Raw genomic sequence first — 13,934 nt, forward strand, 5'->3', positions numbered from 1 at the left:
GCTGAAAGCATCTAAGCGGGAAGCCCCCTTCAAGATGAGACTTCCCTGAGGCCTTGCGCCTCCTGAAGGGCCCTTGAAGACTACAAGGTTGATAGGCTGGGTGTGGAAGCACAGCAATGTGTTGAGCTAACCAGTACTAATTGCCCGTGAGGCTTGACCATATAACACCCAAGGGGTTTGCGCAGGCAAACCGCCGGGATTGCGACAGGATCGAGACATATCGGTCAGCATGATTCATATTGCGAGTCRCGAGGCCACAARCCTCGAGACTCAGGCATCGCAAGATGCCACCGTTTCGCCTGACGACCATAGCGAGCGTGAACCACCCGATCCCATGCCGAACTCGGAAGTGAAACCGCTTAGCGCCGATGGTAGTGTGGAGTTTCTCCATGTGAGAGTAGGTCATCGTCAGGCACTTATCCCGAACCGCCCCTGTAGCCTTGCTGCAGGGGCGGTTCTCTTTGTGCGCAGGAAAAGAAAGCCCGGCTCCCCCAGGAGTCGGGCTTTTTGCGTTCAATGTGCAAATACGGTGCCGAGAGACTGACAGCATGAGGTGCCAGGCAAAATGCCGTAGTCTCTGAGCACGACTCTTCGATGACGGGCTGGGCGATGGATGAGCTGATGTTGGTGGGCGTCATGATGGCGTTGCTGGTACTGGGTGGTTCCTTGATGGGGTGGCTCAGCATGCTGCGCATCAAGGCGCTGGAGCAGCGACTGCGCGATATGGAGGCCAGGCTTGCTCGCGAGCTTCCTGCACATGGCGCTCCGGTTATGCACACCCCCTTGCAAGAAGGGGGTGTGGACAAATCGCCTGCCGAAGTGCCGCCCCGGGAGGGACTGGCAGCAGCCGATGCAACACCACCGATCAGCGACTCGCGGACCACTGCATCATCCAGTGGCGGCCACTCTCTGTCCTACCGGCTACTTCAGCGCTTGTTGCATGGAGCTGACTCCAGTCGTTCAGGCGAGAAGGGGCAGGGCGCAGACCCTGCAAGAAAGGCATCAGAGGTGCTGCCGGGGGGCATGTCACGTCTGCTGACGCTGCTTCAGGAACACTGGATGATTCTTGTGGGTGCCTTGTCTCTGGTGATGGCAGGCATCCTGCTCGTCGGGTATTCCCTTGAGCAGGGCTTGCTGGGGCCGGGGGTACGGCTGGCGCTGGGTCTCGGGTTCGGCCTGAGCATGACGGTATTGGCCGAGTGGCTGAGACTGCGTACGTCCCAGTCATCGAGTCTGACCGGCGCCGTCAGCGGTGCCGGCAGTCTGGTGCTCGCGGCGAGCCTGCTGGCTGGTCACTTTCTGCTTTCGCTGGTGTCCATGCCGGTCACCTTCGTGCTGTTGGCAGCCTTGAGCCTGTGGATGCTGGAGCGTGCGCGGCACCATGGGCCGTGGCTGGCAGCATTGGGCATGTTGGGCGGATATGCTCTGCCCTTGGCGCTGCCCATTCACCAGCAGTGGCAGGAGGCCTCGACCTTGCTGTTGCTGGGGTATGCGGGTGTGATCGCGGCAGCGTGTCGTGTGCTGTACCGGCAGGTCGCGGTGAGCTGGCTGTATTGGGGCGGCCTGGTGGGAGCGCTCGCCTGGTGGTTGTTGTTGATGCCCTTCGGTATCTCCTCTGGCGCGACATTGCTGGTGGGGCTGTTGCCCTGGGTGGGTGGTGTCTGGCTGGCCGTGCTGGCGTTGGGGTATCTGTGGGAGGAGGTGTGGGAGCCATCCACGGGCGCCGCAGAAAAGGATGAGCGACAGTCGAAGACCTCACTTGCGACCTGGTTGCCCTGGCGCGCATCTCTTGAGCTGCGTCGGCACTGGCTCGCCGGGGGGCTTGTCTCAGTGAGCGTCGTGCTGGGACTCTGGCTGCCCTGGCTGGGCAGTCTCGTGCATGGCGTCTCCTTTGACTCCTTGGTGGCGCCTTCCGATATGGTCGGCTCCGGTGTGTCCCTGTGGCATCGGGGGTGGCTGGCTAGCCTCATACCGATGCTGGTGGTTGCCTGGTCTAGTCGCCGCCATGCGGTGCTGTGGTCGATGGTGGTTGCTGGCAACGGGCTCTGGTTGCTGGCGTGGGGGCTTGCCCTGACGGCACCGCTGTCGAGCAGCGCGATGATCAGCCCGCTGATACTGAGTGTCGGCCTGTTGTCGCTGGCGAGTTGGCGACCACGTCATGATGCGGGTGAAGGAGCAGAGAGGGCGCTTGCAGCCTGTTGGTGGGCATTGGCGACCATGGTGCCGCTGCTGGCGTGGGCCCTGGTGCTCTGGCAGGACGTCATGCCATGGGCGAGCGAGACGAGCGATGCAGGGAGGCTGATCAACACAGGGCTACCGCCATTGATCTGGGGGCTGGTGTGCTGGGCGGGTGCCATGCGCTTCCAGGCGCGTGAAGGCGCTCAGCTTGCCGCAGGACTGTGGTTGCCGGCGCAGGCCGGGATATTCATTGCCCTGGTGGCAGTGCTGGAGGGGCCATCGTTGACTCTGGCGCTGGCGTTGCAGCTGTTGGGTTTGACCGCTTGTGAATGGCGCTGGTATCGCGAGGGGCATACCGCGGCGCGCTCCGTGTTTGCTGAGCTGTCACGCTTGCTGGCGTGGGGTGTCGTGGCTCGCTTGATGTATGGCATGGCGCATGACGACTATGCCGATATCGCGCACTGGCCACTGCAGATACTGCTGCCGGTATTGGCCTGTGTTGCCATGACCAGTCTCGGCATGCGCCACCGCCCGCGGACACAGCGCTGGCTGGAAGGTGCCGTTGTCCAGCTTGCCGTCGCGACGGTGGTGATGGAAATCCGCTATGTGTTGACCGGTGGAAAGCCCTTCGAGGGCAGCCTCACCCTGGCGGAGCTTTCCCTGCAGGTATTGGCGCTGGCCGGGGTGGCGGCAAGCTATGCCTGGCGTGCCCGTGGCGACGGTGCTGAGGCCCGGGCAGGGACGCAGCTCTATCGCGTGCTGGCACTGGTGGTCGGCGGAGCAGCCGTGATTCTCTGGAGTGTCGGCGTGCTGGGCATCTTCAATCCGCTCTGGCACCCGGGGGATGTCGGGAGCTGGCCGCTGGTCAATTGGCTTCTGCCGGCCTACGGCCTGCCTGCACTCGGCGCCGCAATGCTCTGGCGCATGACATCCAGGCGCGCATCGGACGTGGATGCGAGAAGCGCCGCATCACGCTCACGAATGCGCGGGCTGAGTGAAGTGCTCGGTCTGTTGTCAGCCGGATGGTGGTTGGCGCTCAACTTGCGGCATTGCTGGCATGGCGCTGAGCTGGGGCTATGGCATGGCATCGAGCAGGCGGAGCTATATGCCTACAGTGTGCTGATGCTGGTCGTCGCGGCGGCTCTGGTCGTGAGTGGTGCCAAGGTGGGGCAGCAACACTGGCAGCGTATCGGACAGGGCATTCTGATCCTCACCGTGATCAAGGTGGGGGTATGGGATACCGCCACCCTTGAGGGGCTGTGGCGAGTAGGTTCATGGCTGGGACTGGGCAGTGTCCTGATGCTGCTTTCCGCCTTGTTCAATCGCCTGGCGGGGGCGGGAATGCGTGCCGGGGAGCGGAATTGACGAAAAGAGCGTTATCTTTGGTCGTTGTTCTTGGCTCGCAAGCCCATGAATCCGATAGAATGTGCGCTTTTGCACAGGGACAGGCCTCCGCATGACCATCCGTGATCTCATTCGTCTGCTTGGAGATGGTGGCTACCACTCCGGAGAGGCCCTGGGCGAAGAGCTCGGGGTGTCGCGTACGGCGGTCTGGAAGCAGCTCAAGAAACTTGAGGCGCTCGACATTCCGCTGGAAGCCATCAAGGGGCTTGGCTATCGACTGGCCAACCCCATCGAGTTGCTCGATGGTCAACAGATCATCGAGGCGCTGCCGCGCGAGACTCGCAAACACCTGACGCGCCTGTTCGTCGAGGAGTCGGTGGACTCGACCAATACCTTCATCCGCGAGCGCTTTCGTCAGGGAGCCGGCCATGCCGAGGTCTGTCTGGCTGAGGTGCAATCGGCTGGGCGTGGCCGTCGTGGGCGTGAGTGGGAAACCCCCTGGGGGCGCAGCCTGGTCTTCTCGCTTGGCTGGCGCTTCGAATCAGGCGCCGCATCGCTTGAGGGCCTGAGTCTGGCGATCGGCGTGGCGGTGGCGGAGGTGCTCGAGGCCGATGGCCTGCCCGCGCGCCTCAAGTGGCCCAACGATGTCCTGCTGCAGATCCAGAAGGATCAACCCAAGATCGCCGGTATCCTGGTCGAGGTCACAGGGGATGTGTCCGGTCCCTGTGATGTCGTCATCGGTATCGGCATGAACATCGAGTTGCCGGCCTCCCGACGCGAGGCGATCACTCAACCGGTGGCTGCGGTACGTGACATCATTCCCGGTGCTTCACGCAATCGCTATGCCGCGCGTCTGATGGAGTCATTGCTGGCGCTGTTGCCCGAGTTCGAGTCGCAGGGCTTTGCCGGATGGCAGGCGCGCTGGAATGAGCGCAATGCCTTCAAGGGGCGTGATGTGGTGATTCTGCGCGGAGACAGACGAGAAGAAGCCGTGGCAGAAGGTGTCGATATCAATGGAAATCTCGAGGTGCGCATGAATGGCGAAACCATCACTCTCGCCGGTGGCGAGATCAGTCTGCGCGCCGTCTCATGATTCTGGATCTTGATATCGGCAACACCTTGTCAAAATGGCGTCTCAAGGACACCGTTTCCAGCGAGATCCGCTCGCGCGGCGCCGTCTGGACGCGAGAGGAGTGGCGGCCGGGCGCGGACATTCCTGACCTGGATGTCGTCACGGCCGTGCGTATCTCCAGCGTGGCGCGCAAGCAGGTGCTGGATGAGACGGTGGAGTTGCTGCGCAAGCAGGTCGGCGTCGTGCATGTCGCGCACTCGACGCGGGAGGCGCTGGGCGTCACCTGTGGCTATGAAGAGCCGCAACGGCTGGGCGTCGATCGCTGGTTGGGCGCACTCGCCGGCCATCATCTCACCGGGGGCTGTTGCAGCGTCGATTGCGGTAGCGCGATCACGGTGGATTTCGTGCTGCCGGGTGGCAAGCATCTGGGGGGGTATATTCTCCCGGGGCTGCGTCTGATGAAGGAAAGCCTCAAGCTGGGCACGCGCAATGTGGCCATCGACCCGGATACCGAGGTGGATACGCTGCTGGCGCCGGGCCGCAATACGGTAGAGGCCGTCAATCACGGCATCTACATGGCGGCCGTCAGTGCGGTCAATCGGCTCTATGCCGAGGTCTGCGATCGTGAAGGGGTAGCCTTGCCGCTGCTGCTGACCGGCGGTGACGCGCGGGTAGTGGCGCGCGGTCTGCGGGTGCCGCATGCGCTGTGGCCAGACATGGTGTATGCCGGCCTGGAGGCGCTGTATCCATTGACCGCTGCCGAGCGGGCAGGGCGCCTGTCAGGTGCGCCCGACCAGCCGCGAGTGCCTGATCTAGAAAAACTTCGCTCAGGGCTTGCGCTCACCCAGATGCTTTGACATACTACGTCCCGTTCTGAGGCGATACATTCCCTCAAGCGCTTGAAGTAGAATAAAATCAAGCACTTGACAGCGTATCCCAAGCGACGTAAGATTCGTCGTCACAGATGGTGGGGTTCCCGAGTGGCCAAAGGGAGCAGACTGTAAATCTGCCGCGAAAGCTTCGAAGGTTCGAATCCTTCCCCCACCACCAGATTCGCTTATGATGCCGTGTGCATCAGGGCAGCAAGAGTTGGAAAGCGGGCATAGTTTAATGGTAGAACCTCAGCCTTCCAAGCTGATGACGCGGGTTCGATTCCCGCTGCCCGCTCCAGTTCATCTCGCCAGTCGAGATTGCGCAAAGGTTTTGCTCGTGTAGCTCAGGGGTAGAGCACACCCTTGGTAAGGGTGAGGTCGGCGGTTCAAATCCGCCCACGAGCTCCATACAACGGAAAGGCGAGTCGCAGTTTGGCTCGTCTTTTTCGTTTCCGACGACCTCCCAGGTCGCGGTCAAAGATAAGGCTTGTCAGTTTGGGTTGTCTCAGCTATGATGGCGCCCGCTGTTCATTCAGCCTTGTTTTTAGTCTCTGGAACACGCAAGTGTTACAGGCCAGTAGCTCAATTGGCAGAGCAGCGGTCTCCAAAACCGCAGGTTGGGGGTTCGATTCCCTCCTGGCCTGCCATCCTTCCCCAGGATGGTATTCGACTTCTTACCGATTCTCGATTCTAGCGATCGCTGCACCCTTGAGGAGTCTCTTTGATGAAACAGAACGCCGAGGTGCAGGAAGCGCGCCACGACGGGTTCAAGTGGTCGGTCGTTGTCATTCTTCTTGTGCTGGCTGTTGCTGGCAACGCCTATTTTGCTGACCAAGCGCTGCTTTATCGCGTGCTTGGCGTCGTCGTGCTTGGTGTTGCAGCGGCTGCTCTGGCGATCACGACCAACAAAGGCCGTGATGTTGTCGAGCTGGCAAGTAGTGCGCGCCGCGAGATCCAGCGCGTCGTTTGGCCGACCCGACAGGAAACTGTCCAGACAACTGCCATCGTGCTGGGTGCCGTGCTTATCGTGGGCCTGTTGCTATGGCTCATCGATACCACCCTCGGCTGGCTGATGTCCGGCATCGTCAGTTAACGGAGTTTCCATGTCCAAGCGTTGGTATGTCATACACGCCTATTCCGGTTTCGAAAAGCAGGTCATGCGTTCGCTCAACGAGCGTGTGAAGCTTTACGCCATGGAAGATCACTTCGGTGAGATTCTCGTGCCGGTCGAAGAAATCGTCGAAATGCGTGACGGCAAGCGCCGCAAGAGCGAGCGCAAGTTCTACCCGGGCTACGTGCTGGTCGAGATGGACATGAATGATCAGTCCTGGCACCTGGTGAATGAAACCCCGCGCGTCATGGGGTTCATTGGCGGAACCCCGGAGAAGCCGGCAGCGATTACCCAGAAAGAAGCCGACGCCATGCTGCGTCGCGTTCAGGATGGCACCGACAAGCCGCGTCCGAAGACTCTCTTCGAACCGGGTGAAACGGTGCGTGTCACTGATGGTCCGTTCGCGGACTTCAATGGCGTAGTCGAAGAAGTGAATTACGAAAAGAGCCGTCTGCAGGTCAGCGTGCTGATCTTCGGGCGTGCTACGCCGGTGGAGCTTGAGTTCTCCCAGGTTGAGAAGGACTGATCTCAGGATCATCATCTCACCTGTTTGAACACGAGCATCACGGCAACACGACGGGTCGCCTGAGGCGGCCCGGTTTTACGGGGAGCCGCAAGGCGCTACCACCCATACTGGAGTCCTATCATGGCCAAGAAAGTACAGGCTTACATCAAGCTGCAGGTTGCAGCCGGTAAAGCTAACCCGAGCCCGCCCGTGGGTCCTGCCCTCGGTCAGCACGGTGTCAACATCATGGAGTTCTGTAAAGCGTTCAACGCCGCTACCCAGAACGTCGAGCCGGGTCTCCCGACTCCCGTGGTCATCACTGTCTACTCCGACCGTAGCTTCACTTTCGTCACCAAGACGCCGCCTGCGGCCGTCCTGCTGCTGAAAGCGGCTGGTCTGAAGTCCGGTTCTGGCGAGCCGAACAAGAAGAAGGTCGGTACCGTGACTCGCGCTCAGCTTGAAGAGATCGCGACCACCAAGGAACCGGACCTGACAGCTTCCAATCTGGACGCTGCTGTTCGCACCATCGCCGGTACTGCCCGTAGCATGGGCCTGAACGTGGAGGGTCTTTGATCATGGCCAAGATTTCAAAGCGCGCCCAGGCGATCAACGCGAAAGTTGAATCCGGCAAGGTCTACAGCGTCGAAGAAGCTGTTGCTCTGCTGTCCGAGCTGTCCACCGTCAAGTTCAAGGAGACCATCGAAGTCTCTCTGAACCTGGGTGTTGACCCGCGTAAATCCGATCAGGTCGTTCGCGGCGCTACCGTGATGCCGAATGGCACCGGTAACGAAGTGCGCGTCGCTGTCTTCACCCAGGGCGCCAACGCTGAAGCAGCGAAGGAAGCCGGTGCAGACGTGATCGGCATGGACGACCTGGCAGAACAGGTCAAGAAAGGCGTGATGGACTTCGACGTCGTCATCGCTTCTCCGGATGCCATGCGCGTTGTCGGTCAGCTGGGCCAGATCCTCGGTCCGCGCGGCCTGATGCCGAACCCGAAAGTCGGTACCGTGACGCCTGACGTCGCGACGGCCGTGAAGAATGCCAAGGCTGGTCAGGTGCGTTTCCGTACTGACAAGAACGGCATCATTCACGCCGGTATCGGCAAGATCGACTTCAGTGCTGACTCCATTCAGGGTAACATTGACGCCCTGGTGGCCGAAGTCAAGAAGCTGAAGCCGAGCACTTCCAAGGGTATCTACCTGAAGAAGATCACCCTGTCCAGCACCATGGGCCCGGGTCTGACTGTCGATCACGCCAAGTACGCGTAAGGCAGTCTCAGAATGTTTCACTTTGCGGTCCCCGTGCTCAGCCGCGGGGCGCCGTCAAAGACCGCAGGCGCTGGCCTTGTCACCTCGGTGACAGGGCCGGCTTAATCGCGCCGCGATGCTTGCATTGCGCGTAGCCTGCGCAGATGGTGTCCCAGCCCTGCTGGTGGCAGCCATCCTCCAAGACTCTCCCGCGCAGTTCTGGTGAGAGAGATGGTAAACCACTGGGGAATTCGTTCCCCGGCACGAAATGGAGTCAACACCGTGGCTTTAGGTCTCGAAGACAAGAAGGCAATTGTTGCTGAGGTCAGCGAAACCGCCAAGGGTGCTCTCTCCGTAGTCGCTGCCGACTCTCGTGGTGTAACTGTTGGTGCAATGACCGAATTGCGCAAACAGTGCCGCGAAGCGGGCGTCCAGCTGCGTGTTGTTCGCAACACTCTGGCTCGTCGTGCGCTGTCCGGTACCTCTTACGAGGTGCTGAACGAGTCCTTCGTCGGCCCGACTCTGCTTGCATTCTCCATGGAACACCCGGGCGCTGGCGCTCGTCTGTTCAAGGAATTTGCCAAGCAGGTCGAGGCGTTCGAAGTCAAGGCATTGGCCTACGAAGGCGAGTTCATCCCGGCGGCGAATATCGACCGTCTGGCATCTCTGCCGACCCGCGATGAAGCACTGTCCAAGCTGCTGTCTGTCATGAAGGAAGCTTCTGCAGGCAAGCTGGTCCGTACTATCGCAGCACTGCGCGATCAGAAGGAAGCCGAAGCCGCCGCGTAAGCAGCGCTTTGACCTCCTGGCTGTCTCGTGCAGCCTGAATCGATTTCCGTTTGACTGAGCATCTTTGCTCCGCAAAGTTTAGGATTGCTAAAATGGCACTGACCAAAGAAGACATCATCAACGCCGTCGCTGACATGACCGTCATGGAAGTGGCTGAGCTGATCGAAGCAATGGAAGAGAAGTTCGGCGTTTCTGCCGCTGCCGCCGTCGCTGCTGGCCCGGCTGCCGCTGAAGCTGTTGAAGAGCAGACCGAGTTCGACATCGTTCTGACTGCTGCTGGTGACAAGAAAGTCAACGTCATCAAGGCTGTTCGTGAACTGACTGGCCTGGGCCTGAAAGAAGCCAAGGCAGCTGTTGACGGCGCTCCGGCCACCCTGAAAGAAGGCGTGAGCAAGGAAGACGCAGAAGCAGCTAAGAAGAAGCTGGAAGAAGCTGGCGCGTCCGTGGAACTCAAGTAACTCGTGTTCCAGGCTGCGCACGCTGCGTAAGCTTCCTGGCTGGTGGCGGACTCCGCCACCAGCCTTTTTCTGTTGCAAGACGAATTATGACGGCGAGCCAGCCCGCAAGGGAGGCTTGCCGTCCGCGCCTGATGGACATCGCCGCGCCATCAGGTATGAGCCGACCACGCATCGGTCACCCAAGGTGAACAAGCTGGGGAATACAGATGGCTTACTCATACACTGAGAAAAAACGCATCCGCAAGGATTTTGGCAAACTGCCCCAAGTGATGGATGTGCCTTACCTGCTGGCCATCCAGCTTGATTCCTACCACGACTTTCTCCAGCAGGACAGGGCGCCAGAACAGCGCCTGGAAGTCGGCCTTCACGCTGCCTTCAAGTCCGTGTTCCCGATTGCCAGCTTCTCTGGCAACGCAGCGCTCGAGTATGTCAGCTACCGCTTCGGTACGCCGGCGTTCGACGTCAAGGAATGTCAGCTGCGCGGAGTCACTTACTCTGCACCGCTGCGCGTGAAAGTGCGCCTGATGATCTATGACAAGGAATCGTCGAACAAGGCGATCAAGGACATCAAGGAGCAGGAAGTCTACATGGGGGAAATCCCCCTGATGACAGAGAACGGTACCTTCGTCATCAATGGTACCGAACGTGTCATCGTGTCACAGCTGCACCGCTCGCCGGGTGTGTTCTTCGACCACGACAAGGGCAAGAGCCACTCGTCCGGCAAGCTGCTGTACTCCGCACGTGTGATTCCTTACCGCGGTTCCTGGTTGGACTTCGAGTTTGATCCGAAGGACAACGTCTACGTCCGTATCGACCGTCGTCGCAAGCTGCCGGCTTCCGTGCTGCTGCGTGCCATGGGCATGACCAGCGAAGAGATTCTCGGTACGTTCTTCGACACCACGATGTACCACATCGAGCGCAGCGGCTTCTCCGTTGAGCTGGTGCCGGCACGTCTGCGTGGCGAAACCGCCGCCTTCGACATCAAGGATGCCGACGGTAGCGTGATCGTGGAGGAAGGTCGTCGTATTACACAGAAGCACGTCCGTCAGATGGAAGCCTCCGGCCTCGAGCGTCTCGAAGTGCCGATGGACTACCTGTACGGCAAGGTGCTGGCCAAGGATCAGATCGATCCGGCCACTGGTGAGCTGGTCTGCGAAAGCAACAGCGAGATCACTCCGGAACTGCTGGAGAAGATGGCTCAGGCCAAGATCACCCAGTTCGAAGTCATCTACACCAACGACCTGGATTGCGGTCCGTTCGTGTCCGATACCCTGAAACTGGATACCACGCGTAACCAGCTCGAGGCATTGGTCGAGATCTACCGCATGATGCGTCCGGGCGAGCCGCCCACCAAGGATGCAGCAGAGTCACTGTTCCAGAACCTGTTCTTCAGCGAAGACCGCTACGACCTGTCGGGCGTGGGCCGCATGAAGTTCAACCGTCGCCTGCGTCGCGAAAGCGATACCGGCAGCGGCGTGCTCGATCAGGACGATATCCTGACCGTCATGAAGGAGCTGATCAGCATCCGTAACGGCAATGGCGATGTCGATGACATCGACCACCTGGGCAACCGTCGTATTCGCTCTGTGGGCGAAATGGCGGAAAACCAGTTCCGTGTCGGCCTGGTCCGCGTCGAGCGTGCGGTCAAGGAGCGTCTGTCCATGGCCGAGAGCGAAGGCCTGATGCCGCAGGATCTCATCAACGCCAAGCCGGTTGCGGCGGCGGTGAAGGAATTCTTCGGTTCCAGCCAGCTCTCCCAGTTCATGGATCAGAACAACCCGCTGTCCGAAGTGACGCACAAGCGCCGTGTCTCCGCGCTTGGCCCGGGTGGTCTGACCCGTGAGCGCGCCGGCTTCGAAGTTCGTGACGTTCACGCCACGCACTACGGCCGTCTGTGCCCGATCGAAACGCCGGAAGGCCCGAACATCGGTCTGATCAACTCGCTGGCGACCTACTCCAAGACCAACAGCTATGGCTTCCTCGAGACGCCGTACCGCAAGGTCGTGGATTGTCAGGTCACCGACGATGTCGTCGATCTGTCCGCGATCGAGGAAGGCGATTTCATCATCGCCCAGGCCTCCGCGACCGTCGACGAGAACGGCCGTCTGGTCGACGACCTGGTTCAGGTTCGTCACCGTGGCGAGACCACCTTCATGGCGCCGGAAAAGGTCACCATGATGGACGTGTCTCCGCGTCAGGTCGTTTCTGTCGCTGCCGCACTGATCCCGTTCCTCGAGCACGATGATGCCAACCGCGCCTTGATGGGTGCGAATATGCAGCGTCAGGCCGTTCCGACTCTGAAGGCTGACAAGCCGCTGGTCGGTACCGGCATGGAGCGCTTCGTGGCGCGTGACTCCGGCGTCTGCGCCGTGGCACGTCGTGGCGGCGTCATCGATTCCGTCGATGCCAAGCGCATCGTCGTACGTGTGCGGGAAGAAGAGATCATCGGCGGTGAAGCCGGCGTTGATATCTACAACCTGACCAAGTACGTGCGCTCGAACCAGAATACCTGTCAGAACCAGCGCCCGATCGTGCGCCCTGGCGACGAAGTCGCCATCGGCGACATCCTGGCCGACGGCCCGTCCGTCGACATGGGTGATCTGGCCCTGGGTCAGAACATGCGTCTGGCGTTCATGCCCTGGAACGGCTTCAACTTCGAGGATTCCATCCTGTTCTCGGAGCGTGTGGTGCAGGAAGATCGCTTCACCACCATCCACATCCAGGAACTGACCTGTGTCGCGCGTGACACCAAGCTCGGGCCGGAAGAAATCACTTCCGATATCCCGAATGTCGGCGAATCCGCACTCTCCAAGCTGGATGAGTCCGGTGTCGTCTACATCGGTGCCGAGCTGAACCCGGGCGACATCCTGGTCGGCAAGGTCACGCCGAAGGGCGAGACCCAGCTGACGCCGGAAGAGAAGCTGTTGCGTGCCATCTTCGGCGAGAAGGCGTCCGACGTTAAGGACACCTCTCTGCGTGCCCCGACCGGCATGAAGGCTACCGTCATCGACGTTCAGGTCTTCACCCGTGACGGCGTCGAGAAGGATCAGCGTGCGCTCTCCATCGAGCAGATGCAGCTGGCCGAGGTCCGCAAGGACCTGCAGGAAACCTACCGCATCGCGGAAGAGGCGACCTTCGAGCGTATGCAGCGCAACCTGGTCGGTCAGGCCGTCAACGGTGGTCCGAAGCTCAAGAAGGGCGACGTGCTGACCGATGACTACCTGGAAGCACTGCCGCGCCAGGAGTGGTTCAAGCTGCGTCTGCAGGACGAGTCTCTCAACGAACTGCTGGCTCAGGCCGATGAGCAGCTCGAGATCCGTCGTCGCGAGATGGACGAGCGCTTCGAAGACAAGAAGCGCAAGCTCACCCAGGGTGATGATCTGGCACCGGGCGTGCTCAAGATCGTCAAGGTGTACGTCGCCGTGAAGCGTCGTATCCAGCCGGGTGACAAGATGGCTGGTCGTCACGGTAACAAGGGTGTCATCTCCGCGATCATGCCGGTCGAAGACATGCCGTTCGATGGCAATGGCGAGTCGGTTGACGTCGTGCTGAACCCGCTGGGTGTTCCGTCGCGCATGAACGTCGGTCAGATCCTCGAGACCCACCTCGGCATGGCCGCGCGTGGTCTGGGCGTGAAGATCGAGCACATGCTGCGCGAAGAACGTGCCGAGCAGGTCAAGCAGATCCGCGAATTCCTCGACAAGGTGTACAACACCGTCGGCGGTCGCCAGGAAGACCTCTCCGTGCTCAGCGATGATGAAATCATCACCATGGCGCACAACCTGAAGAAGGGCGTGCCGATGGCAACGCCGGTCTTCGATGGCGCCAAGGAACACGAGATCAAGCAGTTGCTCACGCTGGCCGGTATCCCTGATTCCGGACAGATGGACCTCTACGATGGCCGCACCGGCGAGAAGTTCGATCGCAAGGTGACCGTCGGTTACATGTACATGCTCAAGCTCAACCACCTGGTGGATGACAAGATGCATGCGCGTTCGACCGGCTCCTACTCCCTCGTCACGCAGCAGCCGCTGGGTGGTAAGGCGCAGTTTGGTGGTCAGCGCTTCGGTGAGATGGAGGTCTGGGCCCTCGAGGCGTACGGCGCTGCCTACACCCTCCAGGAGATGCTCACGGTCAAGTCCGATGACGTGGAAGGCCGTACCAAGATGTACAAGAGCATCGTAGATGGCGATCACACCATGCAGGCGGGCATGCCCGAATCCTTCAACGTGCTGGTGAAGGAAATCCGCTCGCTGGGTATCGACATGGAGCTGGAAGGCTGACGCCGAAAAGCCACAAGTATTGACGGTCCGCAAAGCCTGGTGTCAGCAGCCAGGCTTTGCCCATGACAACTCCGC

Annotated in this window: 10 protein-coding genes, 4 tRNA genes and 2 rRNA genes; all 16 read left to right on the top strand. The window is 60.5% G+C overall.

The genetic code is table 11. From position 1 onward, the window contains the following. A 23S ribosomal RNA gene (locus AOG28_RS14250) occupies positions 1-161 on the top strand; the annotation flags it as partial. Between the two features lie 137 nt (positions 162-298). Next, positions 299-414 (top strand): 5S ribosomal RNA (gene rrf / locus AOG28_RS14255). Positions 415-594: 180 nt separating this feature from the next. Further along, complete coding sequence (locus AOG28_RS14260) at positions 595-3,543, top strand: DUF2339 domain-containing protein (RefSeq protein ID WP_054556895.1); 2,949 nt, start codon at positions 595-597, stop codon at positions 3,541-3,543. Between the two features lie 91 nt (positions 3,544-3,634). Beyond that, the gene (locus tag AOG28_RS14265) at positions 3,635-4,615 is read left to right on the top strand and encodes a biotin--[acetyl-CoA-carboxylase] ligase (RefSeq protein WP_043334904.1); all 981 of its coding nucleotides are present in this window, start codon (positions 3,635-3,637) and stop codon (positions 4,613-4,615) included. Next, positions 4,612-5,451 (top strand): type III pantothenate kinase, encoded by an 840-nt coding sequence (locus tag AOG28_RS14270; RefSeq protein ID WP_054556896.1) that lies wholly within the window; start codon positions 4,612-4,614, stop codon positions 5,449-5,451. Before AOG28_RS14265 ends, AOG28_RS14270 begins: the two co-directional genes overlap by 4 nt. A gap of 109 nt (positions 5,452-5,560) precedes the next feature. Beyond that, positions 5,561-5,644, top strand: a tRNA-Tyr gene (locus AOG28_RS14275). Positions 5,645-5,690: 46 nt separating this feature from the next. Beyond that, positions 5,691-5,764, top strand: a tRNA-Gly gene (locus tag AOG28_RS14280). Positions 5,765-5,799: 35 nt separating this feature from the next. Further along, positions 5,800-5,874: transfer RNA gene (locus AOG28_RS14285), tRNA-Thr, on the top strand. Positions 5,875-6,037: 163 nt separating this feature from the next. Then, a tRNA-Trp gene (locus AOG28_RS14290) sits at positions 6,038-6,113 on the top strand. A 77-nt stretch (positions 6,114-6,190) separates the two neighbouring features. Further along, the gene (secE, locus tag AOG28_RS14295) at positions 6,191-6,559 is read left to right on the top strand and encodes a preprotein translocase subunit SecE (RefSeq protein ID WP_043334897.1); all 369 of its coding nucleotides are present in this window, start codon (positions 6,191-6,193) and stop codon (positions 6,557-6,559) included. Positions 6,560-6,569: 10 nt separating this feature from the next. Then, a complete protein-coding gene (gene nusG / locus AOG28_RS14300; RefSeq protein ID WP_043334895.1) occupies positions 6,570-7,103 on the top strand; it encodes a transcription termination/antitermination protein NusG in 534 nt (177 codons plus the stop codon). Between the two features lie 120 nt (positions 7,104-7,223). Continuing rightward, positions 7,224-7,655 (top strand): 50S ribosomal protein L11, encoded by a 432-nt coding sequence (gene rplK, locus AOG28_RS14305; protein WP_043334893.1) that lies wholly within the window; start codon positions 7,224-7,226, stop codon positions 7,653-7,655. Positions 7,656-7,657: 2 nt separating this feature from the next. After that, a complete protein-coding gene (gene rplA / locus AOG28_RS14310) occupies positions 7,658-8,350 on the top strand; it encodes a 50S ribosomal protein L1 (RefSeq protein WP_054556897.1) in 693 nt (230 codons plus the stop codon). 261 nt (positions 8,351-8,611) lie between these two features. Beyond that, positions 8,612-9,118: a 50S ribosomal protein L10 gene (gene rplJ / locus AOG28_RS14315; protein WP_054556898.1), complete on the top strand. Its 507-nt coding sequence runs from the start codon at positions 8,612-8,614 to the stop codon at positions 9,116-9,118. A 92-nt stretch (positions 9,119-9,210) separates the two neighbouring features. Further along, positions 9,211-9,576, top strand: a complete 366-nt coding sequence (gene rplL / locus AOG28_RS14320; RefSeq protein WP_054556899.1) for a 50S ribosomal protein L7/L12 — start codon at positions 9,211-9,213, stop codon at positions 9,574-9,576. A gap of 206 nt (positions 9,577-9,782) precedes the next feature. After that, positions 9,783-13,859 carry a DNA-directed RNA polymerase subunit beta gene (rpoB, locus tag AOG28_RS14325; RefSeq protein ID WP_043334884.1) on the top strand — a complete coding sequence of 1,359 codons (4,077 nt, stop codon included), beginning with the start codon at positions 9,783-9,785 and terminating at the stop codon, positions 13,857-13,859. The last annotated feature ends 75 nt before the right edge of the window (positions 13,860-13,934 follow it).

This window comes from Cobetia sp. UCD-24C (genome assembly GCF_001306765.1).
Classification (GTDB): domain Bacteria; phylum Pseudomonadota; class Gammaproteobacteria; order Pseudomonadales; family Halomonadaceae; genus Cobetia; species Cobetia amphilecti.